13 protein-coding genes are annotated in these 16,404 nt (G+C 71.0%); 12 read left to right on the top strand and 1 reads right to left on the bottom strand.

Annotation, left to right across the window (positions count from 1 at the left end; all coding sequences use genetic code 11):
- Window positions 1-15 precede the first annotated feature (15 nt).
- The 12 genes from AC1DNF_RS06280 (at window position 16) to AC1DNF_RS06335 (ending at window position 15,398) form a co-directional block, all read left to right on the top strand.
- The gene (locus tag AC1DNF_RS06280) at window positions 16-1,470 is read left to right on the top strand and encodes an aldehyde dehydrogenase family protein (RefSeq protein ID WP_478147686.1); all 1,455 of its coding nucleotides are present in this window, start codon (window positions 16-18) and stop codon (window positions 1,468-1,470) included.
- A 61-nt stretch (window positions 1,471-1,531) separates the two neighbouring features.
- On the top strand, window positions 1,532-2,509 hold the full coding sequence (locus AC1DNF_RS06285; protein ID WP_478147687.1) for a tripartite tricarboxylate transporter substrate binding protein: 978 nt from the start codon (window positions 1,532-1,534) through the stop codon (window positions 2,507-2,509).
- Window positions 2,510-2,520: 11 nt separating this feature from the next.
- A complete protein-coding gene (locus tag AC1DNF_RS06290; RefSeq protein ID WP_478147688.1) occupies window positions 2,521-5,526 on the top strand; it encodes a xanthine dehydrogenase family protein molybdopterin-binding subunit in 3,006 nt (1,001 codons plus the stop codon).
- Window positions 5,523-6,353 carry an FAD binding domain-containing protein gene (locus AC1DNF_RS06295; protein WP_478147689.1) on the top strand — a complete coding sequence of 277 codons (831 nt, stop codon included), beginning with the start codon at window positions 5,523-5,525 and terminating at the stop codon, window positions 6,351-6,353. The genes AC1DNF_RS06290 and AC1DNF_RS06295 overlap by 4 nt, the downstream gene beginning before the upstream one ends.
- Entirely contained in the window at window positions 6,350-6,865 is a 516-nt protein-coding gene (locus AC1DNF_RS06300) for a (2Fe-2S)-binding protein (protein ID WP_478147690.1), read from the top strand. The genes AC1DNF_RS06295 and AC1DNF_RS06300 overlap by 4 nt, the downstream gene beginning before the upstream one ends.
- Before the next feature lies 1 nt (window position 6,866).
- Window positions 6,867-8,507, top strand: a complete 1,641-nt coding sequence (locus AC1DNF_RS06305; RefSeq protein WP_478147691.1) for an AMP-binding protein — start codon at window positions 6,867-6,869, stop codon at window positions 8,505-8,507.
- Between the two features lie 118 nt (window positions 8,508-8,625).
- Complete coding sequence (locus tag AC1DNF_RS06310) at window positions 8,626-10,077, top strand: UbiD family decarboxylase (protein WP_478147692.1); 1,452 nt, start codon at window positions 8,626-8,628, stop codon at window positions 10,075-10,077.
- The gene (locus tag AC1DNF_RS06315; protein WP_478147693.1) at window positions 10,074-10,670 is read left to right on the top strand and encodes a UbiX family flavin prenyltransferase; all 597 of its coding nucleotides are present in this window, start codon (window positions 10,074-10,076) and stop codon (window positions 10,668-10,670) included. The genes AC1DNF_RS06310 and AC1DNF_RS06315 overlap by 4 nt, the downstream gene beginning before the upstream one ends.
- A gap of 33 nt (window positions 10,671-10,703) precedes the next feature.
- Window positions 10,704-11,510, top strand: coding sequence for an enoyl-CoA hydratase/isomerase family protein (locus tag AC1DNF_RS06320; protein WP_478147694.1), 807 nt, complete (start codon window positions 10,704-10,706; stop codon window positions 11,508-11,510).
- Window positions 11,511-11,517: 7 nt separating this feature from the next.
- The gene (locus AC1DNF_RS06325; RefSeq protein ID WP_478147695.1) at window positions 11,518-12,681 is read left to right on the top strand and encodes an alpha-hydroxy acid oxidase; all 1,164 of its coding nucleotides are present in this window, start codon (window positions 11,518-11,520) and stop codon (window positions 12,679-12,681) included.
- Window positions 12,682-12,732: 51 nt separating this feature from the next.
- On the top strand, window positions 12,733-14,412 hold the full coding sequence (locus AC1DNF_RS06330) for a thiamine pyrophosphate-binding protein (protein ID WP_478147696.1): 1,680 nt from the start codon (window positions 12,733-12,735) through the stop codon (window positions 14,410-14,412).
- Between the two features lie 164 nt (window positions 14,413-14,576).
- Window positions 14,577-15,398 (top strand): alpha/beta fold hydrolase, encoded by an 822-nt coding sequence (locus tag AC1DNF_RS06335; RefSeq protein ID WP_478147697.1) that lies wholly within the window; start codon window positions 14,577-14,579, stop codon window positions 15,396-15,398.
- 30 nt (window positions 15,399-15,428) lie between these two features.
- Here AC1DNF_RS06335 and AC1DNF_RS06340 read toward each other — a convergent pair whose 3' ends face one another.
- A complete protein-coding gene (locus AC1DNF_RS06340) occupies window positions 15,429-16,292 on the bottom strand; it encodes an IclR family transcriptional regulator (protein WP_478147698.1) in 864 nt (287 codons plus the stop codon).
- Window positions 16,293-16,404: the final 112 nt, after the last annotated feature.

Consider the following 16,404-nt stretch of genomic DNA (forward strand, 5'->3'; position numbering starts at 1 on the left):
CCATCACCTCAACCCATGAGCGAACTCCAAGCCCTGAATCTCATCCACGGCGAGTGGCAGCCCGCGCAATCCGGCGCCTGGGGCACCCGCCACGACCCGGCCGACGGCAGCCCGCTGGGACGCCACGCCGCCTCCGGGCGCGCCGACGCCGACGCCGCCATCGCCGCCGCGCGCCGCGCCTTCGACCAGCCGGGCTGGTCGCAGAACCCGCGCCTGCGGCAGATGGTGATGCTGCGCTGGGCCGACCGCGTGGAGGCGCGCGCGGACGAACTCGCACGCCTGCTCACGCGGGAAAACGGCAAGGTCCTCGCGCAATCGCGCGGCGAGATCGGCGCCGCCGTCTCCGAGATCCGCTACTACGCCGGCCTCACGCGCCACATGCCCGGGCACGTGTTCGAGGTCGAGCCCGGCGCCTTCTCCACGCTGCTGAAGGAAGCGGCCGGCGTGGCCGGGATCATCGTGCCGTGGAACGCGCCGGCGGTGCTGCTGATCCGCTCGCTCACGCCGGCGCTCGCCGCCGGCTGCACCACCGTCGTCAAGCCCGCGCCGCAGACCGCGCTCGTCACCGCCGCGCTCATCGCCGAACTGCACGCGGTCGAGGGCCTGCCGCCGGGCGTGGTCAACCTGGTGAGCGAGGACGGCCACGAGGTCGCGGCGCGGCTGGTCGAGTCCGCCGACGTCGACGTCATCAGCTTCACCGGTTCCAACGCGACCGGCCAGCGCATCATGGCCGCGGCCGCGCCGAGCATGAAGAAGCTGTCGCTCGAACTCGGCGGCAAGTCGGCCTGCCTGGTCTTCGAGGACGCCGACGTGCAGGCCGTGGCGCCCGCGCTCGCCGCCGCCGCCACCATCATCAGCGGCCAGCAGTGCACCGCCGCACGCCGGGTGCTGGTGCACGCGAAGCACTACGACGCGATGAAGCTCGCCCTGACCGCCGCCCTGCGGGCGCTCAAGGTCGCGCCCGGCATGTCCGAAGGCGCGCACATCGGGCCGATGATCGACGACGCTTCCGCGCGCAGCGTGGGCCAGCGCATCGACGACGCCATGGCCGCCGCCGACGAGGTGCTGCTGCGCGGCGGCCGCGGCACCGGCGCGCTGGCAGGGGGCGCCTTTCTCACGCCGACGCTGGTCGCGCACCGCGACACCCGTGCCTTCTTCATCCAGGAAGAGATCTTCGGTCCGCTGCTGGTGCTCGAGCGCTTCGAGGACGAAGCCGAGGCGGTGGCCCGTGCCAACCATTCCGAGTTCGGCCTGTCGGCCAGCGTGTGGACGCGCGACGGGGCACGTGCGATGCGCGTCGCCCGCGCGCTGCGCAACGGCACGGTATGGATCAACGACCACAACAAGCTCTTCGCCGAGGCGGAGACCGGCGGCTACCGCCGCAGCGGCCTGGGCCGCCTGCACGGCTACGACGCGCTGATCGACTTCCAGGAGATCAAGCACATCTACCAGCAGGTCGGCACGCTCTGAGACAGCGCGCGCCCACGCACGCCCGCACGCCCACATCGACGACATCCGGAACCGAGACACCATGCACAAGAAAGCCTTCCTTCATTGCCTCGCCGCCGCGGCGCTGGCGCTCGCCCTGCCGGTTGCCGGGGCCCAGCCGGCCGGCTATCCGGACAGGCCGATGCGCATCATCGTGCCTTACACGCCCGGCGGCTTCAACGACACGATGGCACGCGTCTTCGCGCGCAAGCTGCAGGACGCCTGGGGCCAGCCGACCGTGGTCGAGAACAGGCCCGGCGCGGGGACCGTGCTCGGCACCGATGCCGGCGCCAAGGCGGCGCCGGACGGCTACACGCTGGTGGTGGTCGGCTTCCCGCTGGTGGTCAACCAGTACGTCTACCCCAAGCTGCCCTACGACACGAAGAAGGCCTTCGCGCCCATCATCCTCGGCGGGCAGACGCCCAACCTGCTGCTGGTGCGCGCCGACTCCCCCATCCGGTCGATGGCCGACCTCATCGCCACCGCCAAGGCCAGGCCCGGGACCCTGAACTACGCCTCGGCCGGCAACGGCACCTCGCTGCACCTCGCGATGGAGTACTTCAAGAGCGTGACCGGCACGGACATGAACCAGATCCCGTACAAGGGCAGCGCGCCGATGGTGGCCGACCTGCTCGGCGGCCAGGTCGATGTGATGTTCGACAACCTGCCCAATGCCCTGCCCCACGTGAAGGCCGGCAAGATGCGCGCGCTGGCCGTGACCACGCCCAGGCGCCTGGCCGCCGTGCCCGACGTGCCCACGGTGGCCGAGCAGGGCTATCCCGGCTTCGAGGTGGCGGTGTGGTACGGCCTGGCCGCGCCCAAGGGCACGCCCCAGCCGATCCTCGACAAGCTCAACGCCGAACTGCAGAAGGCGCTCAGGTCGGACGACGTGAAGACCATCTTCGCGGCGCAGGGCGTCGAGGTGCTGGGCGGTTCGGTGGCGGACTTCGAGAAGTTCTTCCAGGCCCAGGACGCCAAGTGGGCGCCCGTGATCCGCAAGGCCGGCATCAAGGCCGAGTGAACCCCGTGCTCATGAGCGTGCCTCCCCTCGCCGACGCGCCCGCGCGTCCCCACCTCGGCCGGCCGGCCCGGCGCGTGGAAGACCGCGCGCTGCTCACCGGCCGCGGCCGCTATGGCGACGACGCGCCCGTGCGCGCCGACACGCTGCACGCGGCGGTGCTTCGCTCGCCGCATGCGCATGCCCGGCTGCTGGCCGTGCGCACGGCGCGCGCAGAGGCCTTGCCCGGCGTGCGCGCGGTGCTGACCGGCGCCGACGTGCAGCGCTGGTCCAAGCCCTTCATCGTCGGCGTCAAGCAGCCGATGGAACTCTGGGCCCTGGCGACCGACAAGGTGCGCTACGCCGGCGAGCCGGTCGCCGTGGTGGTGGCCGAGAGCCGCTACCTGGCCGAGGACGCGCTCGACCTGATCGAGGCCGACTACGAGCCCCTGCCCGCGGTGGTCGACATCGAATCGGCCGCCGCCGACGACGCGCCCGTGCTGCACGAGCGCGTGGGCAGCAACGTGGTGAGCGATCGCGGTTTCCGCTACGGCGACCCCGACGCCGCCTTCGCCGCCGCGCCCCACCGCGTGGCCCTCAGCGTGCACTACCCGCGCAACTCCTGCACCCCGATCGAGACCGCTGTGGTCATCGCCGAATTCCTGTCGGAGCAGGACGGCTACGACATCCAGTCCAATTTCATGGGCCCCTTCTCGCTGCACACGGTGATGGCGATGGCACTCAAGGTGCCCGGCAACCGGCTGCGGCACCGCACCTTCGCCGACTCGGGCGGCAGCTTCGGCGTCAAGCAGGCGGTGATGGCGCCGGCCGTGCTGATGTGCCTGGCCGCGCGCAAGGCGGGCGCGCCGGTGAAGTGGGTCGAGGACCGGCTGGAACACCTGAGCGCCGCGACCTCCGCCACCGGGCGGCTGTGCCACGCCGAGGCCGCGGTCGAGGCGGACGGCCGCATCACCGCGCTGTCGCTCGATCAGTTCGACGACTGCGGCGGCTACCTGCGCGCGCCCGAGCCCGCCACCTTCTACCGCATGCACGGCTGCCTGACCGGCGCCTACGCCATCGAGCACCTGCGCGTGCGCAACCGCGTCGTGCTCACCAACAAGACACCGACCGGCCTGGTGCGCGGCTTCGGCGGGCCGCAGGTCTATTTCGCGCTTGAGCGGCTGGTGCAGCGCATCGCTGTCGAGCTGCGGCTCGACCCGCTCGACGTGTACCGCCGCAACTTCATCCCGCGCGACGCCTTCCCGTACCGCGCCGCCGCAGGGGCGCTGATCGATTCCGGCGACTACCAGGCCGCGCTCGCCATGGCGGTGCGCGACGGCGGTCTGGCCGAACTGCGCCGGCGCCAGGCGGCGGCGCGCGCCGAAGGCCGGCTCTACGGCATCGGCTTCGCGGCGATTGTCGAGCCCTCGGTGTCGAACATGGGCTACATCACCACCGTCATGCCGCGCGAGCAGCGCGCCAAGGCCGGCCCCAAGAACGGCGCCATCGCCGCCGCCACCGTGGGCATCGACCCGCTGGGCGGCCTCGGCGTGGTGATCGCCTCTTCGCCCGCCGGCCAGGGCCACCGCACGGTGTCGGCGCAGGTCGTGGCCGACGTCTTCGGGGTCGACCCGTCGGAGGTCTCGGTCAACGTCGAGTTCGACACCCAGAAGGACGCCTGGTCGGTCGCGGCCGGCAACTACTCGAGCCGCTTCGCCGGCGCCGTGGCCGGCACGCTGCACCTGGCCGCCACCCGCCTGCGCGACAAGCTGGCGCGCATCGCCGCGGCGACCTTCGACTGCGAGCCGGGCGAGGTGGTGTTCGCCGGCGGCAAGGTGTTCCCGAAGAGCGCGCCGGAACGCGGCCTGGTCTTCTCCCGCTTCGCGGCCAACCCGCACTGGGCCCCCGCGATGCTGCCGCCGGGCGTGGAGCCCGGCCTGCGCGAGACCGCATTCTGGTCGCCGCCGCAGCTGAGCGCACCCGACGAGGAAGACCGCGTCAACACCTCGGCCGCCTACGGCTTCGCCTTCGACATCTGCGCGGTGGAAGTCGACCGCGACACGGGCCGCGTGCGCATCGATCGCTACGTCACCACGCACGACGCCGGCACGCTCCTCAACCCCGCGCTGGCCGACGGCCAGATCCGCGGCGCCTTCGCCCAAGGCCTGGGCGCGGCGCTGATGGAGGAGTTCCGCTACGGCGCCGACGGCAGCTTCCAGTCGGGCACCTTCGCCGACTACCTGGTGCCGACCACCTGCGAGGTGCCCGACCCGCTCATCCTGCACATGGAAACGCCCAGCCCCTTTACGCCGCTGGGCGCCAAGGGCCTGGGCGAAGGCAACAACATGAGCACGCCGCCGTGCATCGCCAACGCGGTGGCCGACGCGCTGGGACGCGCCGACATCGTGCTGCCGCTCACGCCTTCGCGCGTGATGAGTCTGATCGGCATGCAAGACCCGCCGCCCTCGCGCGCCAGCGCCGCCGCGGCGATGCCGGCAACGGCCGCGGCCGCCGGAAAGAACGCCAAGGGCAAGGCGCTGTCGGCCCGGGGCGAGATCCTGCTGCCCGCCCCGCCCGAGGCGGTGTTCGCGGTGCTGCTCGACCCCGCGGCGCTGGCCCGCGTCATCCCCGGCTGCCACGCACTGGAGGCGATCGGCCCGAACCGCTACCGCGCCGACGTGACGGTGGGCGTGGGCATGATCAAGGCACGCTACGCGGCCGAGCTTGCGCTCAGCGAGATCGAGGCGCCGCACCGCCTGCGTCTCGCCGGCGCGGGCCTGTCGAGCGTGGGCGCCGCCAAGGGCAGCGGCCTGGTGTCCCTGACGCCGAAGGACGGCGGCACGCTGCTGCGCTACGACTACGAGGCCGAAGTCTCGGGCAAGGTCGCCGCGGTCGGTGGCCGCATGCTCGAAGGCGCGGCCAGGATCGTGCTCAAGCAGCTGTTCGAGCAGCTGGGCCGGCAGGCCGGCGGCCAGGGCGACGCAGTGGCGCGGACTTCATGGTGGCGTCGACTGCTGCGCGCATGGGGAGGCGCGCGATGAAGCCCGCCGCCTTCGACTACCTGCGCGCCGACACCGCCGACGAGGCCGTGCAGCACCTTCGCGCCCTGGGCGCCGACGCGCGCATCCTGGCCGGCGGGCAATCGCTGATGGCCGTGCTCAACATGCGCCTTGCCCAGCCCAGCGCGCTCATCGACATCTCGCGCACCGCCGAGCTCGACTACGTGCGCGCCGAGGGCGGCATGCTGGCCGTCGGCGCCGCGGCCACGCAGGGCAGCGTCGAGTGGCGCCGGACCCTCGCGCAGGAGGTGCCGCTGCTGGCGCAGGCCTTCCCTTTCATCTCGCACTTCCAGGTCCGCAACCGGGGCACGGTGTGCGGTTCGGTCGCGCATGCCGATCCGAGCGCCGAGATTCCGCTGGTGCTGCTGGCGCTCGGCGGCGAGGTGGTGCTGCGCAGCGCGTCGAAGCGCCGCACGCTGGCGGCCGCCGACTTCTTCCAGGGCATGCTGATGACGGCGCGCGCGCCGGACGAACTGCTGACCGAAGTGCGCTTCCCGCTCGCCACCAACGGCCAGCGCAGCGCCTTCACCGAGTTCTCGGCGCGGCACGGCGACTTCGCCATCGTCTCGGTCGCCGCGGTGGCCGACGCGCGCGGCCTGCGCCTCGCGGTGGGCGGCGTGGCCGACCGACCGCGCCTTGCGCAATGGCCGGCCGGACTGCGCGGCGCCGAGCTCGAGAGCGCCCTCAACGATTTCGCCTGGGAGCTGGAAGCGCAGGACGACGCGCACGCCAGCGCCACCTTCCGCCGCCACCTGGTGCGCCGGCTCGGCGCGCGCGTGCTCGCCCAGGTCATGGAGAACCCCGCATGAAACAGATCGGCCGCGACAGCCTGCACACCGTGCGGCTGCAACTCAACGGCAGCGCGCGCAGCGCGCCATGCACGCCGCGCATGCTGCTGTCGGACTTCCTGCGCGAAGGCCTGGGCGCCACCGGCACGCACGTGGGCTGCGAGCATGGGGTGTGCGGCGCCTGCACGGTGCAGATCGACGGCATCGCCGGCCGTTCGTGCATGACGCTCGCGGTGCAGGCCGAGGGCCGCGACGTCGCCACGGTCGAGGGCCTGTGCGACGCCGACGGCCCGATGTCGGACCTCCAGGAGGCCTTCAGGCGGCATCACGCGCTGCAGTGCGGCTTCTGCACCGCCGGCATCCTGATGTCCTGCGACGACTACCTGCGCCGCCGACCCGACCCGAGCGAGGCCGAGGTGCGGGAGATGCTCTCCGGCCACCTCTGCCGCTGCACCGGCTACACGCCCATCGTGCAGGCCGTGCTGGAGACGGCCGCCCTGCGCCGCAACCCACCCCTTCCCACGGAAAGCTGACATGCTCGATCTCGCAACCACATTCCTTCAAAGCGTGGAGCGCAGCCCGAACGCGCTCGCGCTGGTGGACGACGACGTCCGCCTGAGCTATGCGCAATGGCGCGAGCAGGTGGCGCGCGCCGCCGCCGGCCTGGCGAAGCTGGGCCTCGCGCGCGGCGACCGCCTGCTGTCGGTGCTGCAGAACCGCCACGAGGCGGCCACGCTGCACTGGGCCTGCCAGTTCGCCGGCGTGGTCATCGTGCCGCTCAACTGGCGCGCCAAGCCGGAGGAGATCGACTACTGCCTGGCGGATGCGGGCGCGAAGGCGCTGTTCTTCGAGGCGGCGAGCGAGGCCGCCACGCAGTACAGCGGCGGCGCGCGCGCCGTGCCGCGCATCGGCATCGGCCCGCTCGAAGGCGGCGATGCGACGATGACCTGGAGCGCGCTGCTGGAGGGCGAAGCCGCGCCGCTGGAGAGCAGCGCCGAGGCCGGCGACGTGTCGCTGATGCTCTACACCTCGGGCACCACCGGCAAGCCCAAGGGCGTGCCGCGCCGCCACAGCCACGAGCGCGCCGCCGCGCTGGCCCACGTCGCGCAGAACCTGTACCGGCGCGGCGAACGCACGCTGGGCGTGATGCCGCTCTATCACACCATGGGCGTGCGCTCGCTGCTGGCGATGGCGCTGGTCGACGGCACCTTCGTCTGCATGCCGCGCTTCGACACCCAGGGCGCGCTGGCGCTGATCGCGCGCGAGCGCATCACCTGCCTCTACCTGGTGCCCACGCTCTACCACGACATGCTCGCGCAGCGGCAGCGCGCGGGCGGCGGCGAAGGCCCGGGCGAGGACATCGCCTCGGTGACCAAGCTGGGCTTTGCCGGCGCACCGATGCATGACGCGCTGCTGCGGCGCCTGACGCGCGCCTTCCGGCCCGAGCTCTTCGTCAATCACTACGGTTCGTCGGAGGTCTACACCGTCTCGATCGACCAGGACGCCACACGAAAGCCCGGCAGCGCCGGCCGTGCCGGCCTCAACACGCGCCTGCGCGTCGTGCGGCTCGATGCAACGAGCGCGGACGACCGGGTCGGCCCCGACGAGGAAGGCGAGATCATCGCGGACCTGCGCGGCGACGAGGCCTTCGAGGGCTACTGGAACCGCCCCGACGCCGACGCCAAGGCGTTGCGCCACGGCTGGTACCACACCGGCGACATCGGCTACTTCGACGACGACGGCGACCTCTACGTCACCGGCCGCGTCGACGACATGATCATCAGCGGCGGCGAGAACATCTCGCCGGCCGACATCGAGTCGGTGATCTCGCTGTGCCCCGGCGTGGGCGAAGTCGCGGTGGCCGGCCTCGCGGACGAGCGCTGGGGCCAGCGCGTGGTGGCCTTCGTCACGCGCAGCGGCGACGAGGCCGGGCTCGACGCGCAGACGCTGGACGCCCACTGCCGCAGTTCCGACCTGCCCAATTTCAAGCGGCCGCGCGAGTACGTCTTCGTCGCGGAGATCCCGAGATCGCCGGTCGGCAAAATCCTGCGCCGCAAGCTGGTCGCCGGAGAGTACCTGGCTGCCCCCCAGGCTTGCCCACTTCGTGTGGCCGCCCACCCCCTTTCAGGGGGCAACACCGGCGGACCGGCGCAGCCGGATCCGCGGTGTTCCTGAAATATGCGGCTGACCTCCCAGGCTTGCCCACTTCGCGTGGCGCCTACCCCCTTTCAGAGGCAACACCGGCGGACCGGCGCAGCCGGATCTGCGGTGACATTGTTGACACGGAGCTTTCATGAAATCGACTGACGCTGCGGCGACTCCCTTTACCGATCTGCGGAGCTGGCTCGCGCACCTGAGCGACACCGGCCGCATGGCCGTCATCCGCGAGGGCACGCCGCTGGCGCATCGGCTGGCGGCCATCGCCAAGCGGCTCGACGGCAAACAGGCCGCCTACTTCCCGAAGCCGGGCGGGCACGAGGTGCCGGTGGTGTCGGGCTTCATGTCGCGCCGCGCCTGGATCGCCGAGGCGATGGGCGTGCCGGAATCCGGCCTGCTGCAGCGCTTTCGCGAAGCCGCCGAACATCCCCTGGCCTGGCGCGAGGTGCCGCGCGCCGAGGCGGCCTGCCAGCAGGTGGTGCACCGCGAACGCGATGTGCGCGAGGTGCTGCCGGTGCCGACGCACAGCGAACACGACAACGGGCCCTACATCACGGCCGGCCTGGTCATCGCGCGCAATCCGAAGACCGGCGTGCAGAACGTTTCGATCAACCGCATCCAGGTGCACTCGAAGGAGCGCATGGCGATCCTCATGCTGCCGCGCCACCTCTGGGCCTTCTACAAGGAGGCCGAGGCGCGCAACGAGGCGCTGGACGTGGCGGTGGTCATCGGCGTCGATCCGCTCACGCTGCTGGCCTCGCAGGCCATCGCGCCGATCGACTGCGACGAGCTGGAGATCGCGGGCGCCCTGCACGGCGCGCCCTTGAAGGTGGTCAAGTGCCTGGGCAGCGAGGTGCGCGTGCCGGCCGACAGCGAGATCGTGATCGAGGGCCGCATCCTGCCCGGCGTGCGCGAGGCCGAGGGACCCTTCGGCGAATTCCCCAAGTACTACAGCGCGCGCGAGCATCGCGAAGTCATCGAGGTCGGCGCCATCACGCACCGGCGCGACCCGATCTATCACACCATCGTGCCGGCGGAGATGGAGCACCTGCTGCTCGGCTCGATCCCGCGCGAGGCGACGCTGCTGGCGCACCTGCAGCGCAGCTTCCCCAACGTCCTGGACGTGCACCTGGCCATCGGCGGCGTCGGCCGCTACCACCTCCACGTCAAGATCCGGAAGACACACGAGGGCCAGCCCAAGAACGTGATCTGCGCGGCCTTCGGCGCCCACTACGACATCAAGCAGGTGATCGTGGTCGACGACGACGTGGAGGTGCACGATCCGCTGCAGGTCGAATGGGCCGTGGCCACGCGCTTCCAGGCCGACCGCGACCTGGTCGTGATCGCGGGCGCGCAGGGCTCGGTGCTGGATCCGTCCACCACCGTCGGCCAGGACTTCAGCGACGGCGCCCCGCCCGCCCATCTGCAGGGCCTCAGCGCCAAGATGGGCCTGGACGCGACCAGGCCCGTGGTCTACCACGAGCATGTGTTCACCAAGGTGCGCGTGCCGGGCGAGGGCGAGGTCGATCTCGCGACGGAGATCGACACCCGGGCTCGCATCGACTTCCTCCCCGGAGCGGCGCGATGAGCCAGAGGAAGCGGCTCATCGTCGCCATCACCGGCGCGAGCGGCACGATCTACGGCGTGCGCCTGCTGCAGCTGCTGCGCGCCATGCCCGACTGGGAGACGCACCTGGTGATGTCCTCGTCGGGCGCGCTCACCGCCTCGCAGGAAATCGACATGAAGCGCACCGACATCGAAGCCCTGGCCGACGTGGTGCACAACGTGAAGGACATCGGCGCGGCCGTCTCCAGCGGCTCCTTCCGCACGGCGGGCATGGTGATCGCGCCCTGCTCGATGAAGACACTGGCCAGCGTCGCGCACGGCCTGGCCGACAACCTGGTCAGCCGCGCCGCCGACGTGATCCTGAAGGAGCGCCGCCGCCTCGTCCTGATGGCGCGCGAGACGCCCTTCAACCTGGCCCATCTGCGCAACATGACCGCCGTCACCGAAATGGGCGGCATCGTGTTCCCGCCCGTGCCCGCGTTCTATGCGCGCCCGAACTCGATCGAGGCGATGGTCGACCACACCGTCGGCCGCGTGCTCGATCTCTTCGACATCGAGCACCACGACCTCGTTTCCCGCTGGGAAGGGCTGCAGCGCCCGAGCTTCAGCGCCTGACCCCCCAATCATCTTTCGCACCCCGAGGACACCATGACCCCACTCGCCCACCCCGCCCAGACCCTGCTCGAGAATCTCGACGGCTTCCGCGTCGAGATCGACCCGGCCCGCGAACGCGCCGACATCGTGCTGCGGCGCCCGCCCTTCAACATCATCTCGATGCCGCAGCGCGACCAGCTGCGCCTGGTGTTCGAGTCGCTCGACGAGAACCCGGCCGTGCGCGTGATCGTGCTGCGCGCCGAGGGCGAGCACTTCTCCAGCGGCGGCGACATCAAGGGCTTCCTGGAGGCGTCGCCGGAGCACGTGTCGAAGCTGGCCTGGAACATCGCCGCGCCGGCACGCTGCAGCAAGCCGGTGATCGCGGCCAACCGCGGCTACTGCTTCGGCGTCGGCTTCGAGATCTCGCTGGCCTGCGACTTCCGCATCGTCACCGAGACCACACGCTATGCCCTGCCGGAACAGAAGCTCGGGCAGATCCCCGGCTCCGGCGGATCGGCGCGGCTGCAGAAGATGGTCGGCATCACGCGCACCAAGGACATCGTGATGCGCTCGCGCCGCATTCCCGGCAAGCAGGCCTTCGAATGGGGCGTGGCCACCGAATGCGTGGCGGACGGCGAACTCGAAGCCGCGACCGACCGCCTGGTCGACGAGCTGCGCGCCTTCTCGCCGCTGGCGCAGCGCACCGCCAAGAAGCTGCTGAACGACACCGAGGACTCCACCCTCGCGGTGGCCATCGAACTCGAAGGCCATTGCTACAGCCGACTGCGCAGCTCCGACGACTTCCGCGAAGGCGTCGAGGCCTTCCACGGCAAGCGCAATCCTTCGTTCAAGGGCAGCTGAGCGGCCGATGCGGGCCGAGCGCGCCCTTTCCATCGCCGATCTTGCCGAGCTCGCGCGACGCCGTCTGCCAGCCAGCATCCACGGCTATGTCAGCGGCGGATCGGAAGACCAGACGTCGCTCGACGCCAATCGGGCCGCTTTCCGGCGCTGGCGCTTCCTGACGCGTCCGCTGGTCGACGTGTCGGAGCGCTCGCAGTCCATCACGCTCTTCGGCAGGACCTATGCCTCACCCGTGGGCATCGCGCCGATGGGCGTGTCGGGCCTGTGCTGCTTCGACGGCGACGTGGCACTGGCGCGCGCCGCGGCGCGGGCCGAGGTGCCCTCGGTGCTGAGCGCCGCGTCGACCATTGCGCTGGAGCGCGTCATGCGCGAGGCACCCGGCACCTGGTACCAGGCCTACCTGCCGGCGCGGCAGGCGGTGATCGACCCGCTGCTCGATCGGCTGAAGGCCGCGGGCGTGGGCATGCTGGTGATCACGGTCGACGTGCAGATCGCCTCGGTGCGCGAGAACGAGCTGCGCAACGGCTTCAGCATCCCGCTGCGCTTCACGCCGCGCCTGATGGCCGGCGGGCTGATGCGCCCGCGCTGGATGGTCGAGACCTTCGCGCGCACGCTGTGGAAGCAGGGCGTGCCGCGCTTCGAGAACTTCAGCGCGACGCGTGGCGGCCGCATCATCACCGCGGCCCCGGGCGATCATCGCGCCGGGCGCGCGGCCATGACCTGGGACGAGGTCGCGCGCATCCGCGAACGCTGGCCGGGCCGGCTGCTGGTCAAGGGCATCCTGCGGCCCGAGGATGCGCGCGCAGCGCAGCGCATCGGCGCCGACGGCATCTTCGTGTCGAACCACGGCGGCCGGCAGCTCGACGGCGCGGTCGCGCCGCTGGACGTGCTGCCTTCCATCGTCGCCGCGGCGCCGGGCCTCACGGTGCTGCTCGACGGCGGCGTGCGACGCGGGACCGACGTGCTCAAGGCGCTGGCCCTGGGCGCCCACGGCGTCTTCGTCGGACGTCCGGCGATGTACGGCCTCGCGGCGGGCGGCGAGGCCGGCGCGGCACACACGCTGGCCCTGCTGCGGCGCGAGATCGACGGCGACCTGGCACTGCTCGGCTGCCCCGACGTGCGGCAGCTCGGCCCCGACTGGCTGGTGCGCGACGACCGGCTGCCGCTCTAGGGCGCCGCGCGCTTCCGCTTCCGTTCCTTCCTTTCTTCCCGCAGATTCGCCATGACAACCCATACCCTCCCCGCACGCAGCGGCGGCCAGATCCTGGTCGACGCACTGCGCATCCACGGCACCGACACCGCCTACTGCGTGCCCGGCGAAAGCTTCCTTGCCGTGATCGATGCGCTGTACCACGCGCGCGAGGCGATCCGACTCATCGTCTGCCGCCAGGAAGGCGGCGCGGCACACATGGCCGAGGCGCACGGCAAGCTGACTGGCGAGCCGGGCATCTGCTTCGTCACGCGCGGGCCGGGCTCGACCAACGCGAGCATCGCCATCCACACCGCGCGACAAGACTCGACGCCGCTGATCGTCTTCATCGGCCAGGTCGGGCGCGAGGCGATGGGTCGCGAGGCCTGGCAGGAGATCGACTACCGCCACATGTTCGGCCACATCGCGAAGTGGGTCGACCAGGTCGACGATGCGCGCCGGCTGCCCGAATTCGTCAGCCGCGCCTTCCACGTCGCGACCTCGGGCCGACCCGGTCCGGTGGTGTTGGCGCTGCCCGAGGACATGCTGGCCGAGCGCGTGCCGGTGGCCGACGCGCCACGCTACCGCCGCAGCGCCTCGGCGCCGACGCAGGAAGCCATGGAGGGATTGGCCGCCGAGCTGCGGCGTGCCGAACGGCCGCTGGTGGTGCTGGGCGGCGGCGGCTGGACGCGCGAGGCCAGCGCCGACATCACCGCCTTCGCCGCGAGCTTCGACCTGCCCGTGGCCTGCGCCTTCCGCCGGCAGGACCTGATCGACAACCACGACGAGCGCTACATCGGCGAGGCCGGCCTGGGCATGGACCCGCGCATCGCGCAGCGGGTGCGCGATGCGGACCTGCTCATCGCCATCGGCGCGCGGCTCGGCGAGACCACGACGCAAGGCTACGCGCTGCTCGACGTGCCGCGCCCGAAGCAGCGGCTCGTGCACGTGCACGCCGATCCGCAGGAGCTCGGACATGTCTACCAGGCCGACGTGCCGGTGAACGCGTCGATGCCCGCCTTCGCGCGCGCGGCCCGGGCATTGAAGCCCGCCGGCCCCGCGCGCTGGAGCGACTGGACGCGCGCGGCGCGCGGCGACCAGCTCGACCACATCCGCCCGCCCGCCGCCATGCCCGGCGAACTCGACCTGGGCCAGGTCATGGTGCACCTGCGCGAGACGCTGCCGGCCGACACCATCGTCAGCAACGGCGCGGGCAACTACACGCTGTGGGTGCAGCGCTTCTGGCGCTATCGCGGGATGCGCACGCAGCTCGCGCCCACCAGCGGCACCATGGGCTACGGCCTGCCCGCCGCGATCGCCGCCAAGCTGGTGCACCCGGAGCGCGTCGCGCTCTGCTTCGCGGGCGACGGCTGCTTCCTGATGAACGGGCAGGAGCTCGCGACCGCCGTGCAGTACGGCCTCCATGTGATCGTCATCGTCGTCAACAACGGCATGTACGGCAGCATCCGCATGCACCAGGAGCGGCACTACCCGGGCAACGTGTGGGGCACGGCACTGGACAATCCCGATTTCGCCGCGCTGGCACGCGCCTACGGCGCGCACGGTGAGACGGTGACGCGCACGGCCGACTTCGCCGCGGCGCTGGCGCGCGCCCGCGAGGCCGGCAGGCCGGCCTTGATCGAGCTGCGGGTCAGCCCGGAGGCGCTGTCGCCGAGGCTGACCGTCGGCATGCTCCGCCACGCCGCCCTTTGAGCGGCGCAGTGCGATATTCTGACGACGCGCGCCATGCGGGCGGGCGCTGGCCGAAAGCCTCGCCCGGACGCTCGATTGCAGGTGAAACAGTCCGCGGCCGGCTGCAATGCCCACGCAATGCGCGCACCCGACAGTAGAGGCTCCACTCACGCAAAGGAAACGCCATGAGCAGCATCACGACCTCCGACGGCACCGGGATCTACTACAAGGACTGGGGCAGCGGCCAGCCGATCGTCTTCAGTCACGGCTGGCCCCTGTCCTCCGACGCCTTCGAAGACCAGATGTTCTTCCTGGCCTCGCATGGCTTCCGCTGCATCGCCCATGACCGCCGGGGCCACGGCCGCTCGAGCCAACCCTGGCGAGGCAACGACATGGACACCTATGCCGACGACCTGGCGGCGCTGGTGAAGCAGCTCGACCTGAAGGACGCGATCCACGTCGGCCACTCGACCGGGGGCGGCGAGGTTGCGCGCTACATCGGGCGCCATGGCACCGGGCGTGTTGCCAAGGCGGTGCTGATCGGGGCCGTGCCGCCGCTGATGCTCAAGACCGCCGCCAATCCCGGGGGCACGCCGCTCGAGGCCTTCGACCAGATCCGCGCCAACGTGCTGGCCGACCGCTCGCAGTTCTGGAAGGACCTGAGCATGCCCTTCTACGGCTACAACCGGCCGGGCGCCAAGGTGTCCGAAGGCGTGCGCGAGTCCTTCTGGCTGCAGGGCATGGCGGCCGGCATGCCGGCCTCGTATTTCTGCGTCAAGGCGTTCTCCGAGACCGACCTGACCGAGGACCTGAAGAAGTTCGACGTGCCGACGCTGATCCTGCATGGCGATGACGACCAAATCGTGCCAATCGCCGATTCGGCCCTGCTTTCCGCCAAGCTCGTGAAGGGCGCGACCCTGAAGGTCTACAAGGGTGCGCCGCACGGACTGTGCACGACGCGCAAGGACGAAGTCAACGCCGACCTGCTGGCCTTCGCCAAGGGCTGAGGACCGGGGCGCGGGCGCTGCCGCCATCGTTCATTCAAGCGCGTTCAGCAACGCATGCGCCTGGCGTCCGAGCTGCCAGCGCTCATAGGCATCGCTGCTGAGCTGCGCCGAGAGCTCCGCGGCGCATGCCTGTAGCACCTCGACTTGACGGCGTCGCGGAGGATTGGGAATGTTCTGTATCGATCCCACGATCGACAGCGCCCCGGCCAGCACGTCGCCATTGCGAAAGATCGGCACGGCGATGGTGTTCACCCCGAGCATCACCTCGTTGTCGCAGACTTCGTAGAACTGGGCCTGGATCAGGCGCAGGCGCTGGCGGATGACCGCGGGGTCGATCATCGACTCCGGCGTCTCGGGCGCCAGCGGGCCGGCCAGCAATTCTTCCTGCAGGGCCGGCGGAGAGAAGGCAAGTGTCAACCGACCCAGCGCCGAGCAGTGCGGCAGCGGCCGATTGCCCGGCTTCACGCTGATGCAGATGCGTGCATAGATGTTGTCCATGTTGGCGATGACCATGGGCCGCCCGTTGATGGGCACCGCCAGCACGGCTGTCTCCTTGAGTTCATCGCGCACCTGCAGCAGGTAGGGCTCCGCCCGGCTGCGCAGGTCGAACTGCGTGCCGGCGGCCTCGCCCAACTGGAACACGCGCCAGCCGAGCCGATAGCGCTCGGTGGCCTGGTCCTGCTCGATCAGCCCCATCTCGCGCAGCGTGGACAGATGCCGGTGCACGCGCGGCTTCGTCTCGCCCAGGGCGTCGGCCAGTTCGGTCACGCCCATGGCGCGCTGGCCCAGGGCCAGCTCGTCAAGGATGCGGACCGCCACCTTGACGGCCTCGACCGAATTGAGCTTCTTGTCGCCCGGCGCAGGCACGGTGTCGGGAGCGGTATTGGTTTGCATCGAGCGCGAATTCTGCGTCATCCCTCGTCCTTCGGTATGGCACCTCCATGGGGCGCCTGTGCACCAACAGAGATATCAGATTTCGACTAGCGTTACGAAAATCAGATTGATA

This window comes from Variovorax sp. 01T432 (assembly GCF_056398605.1).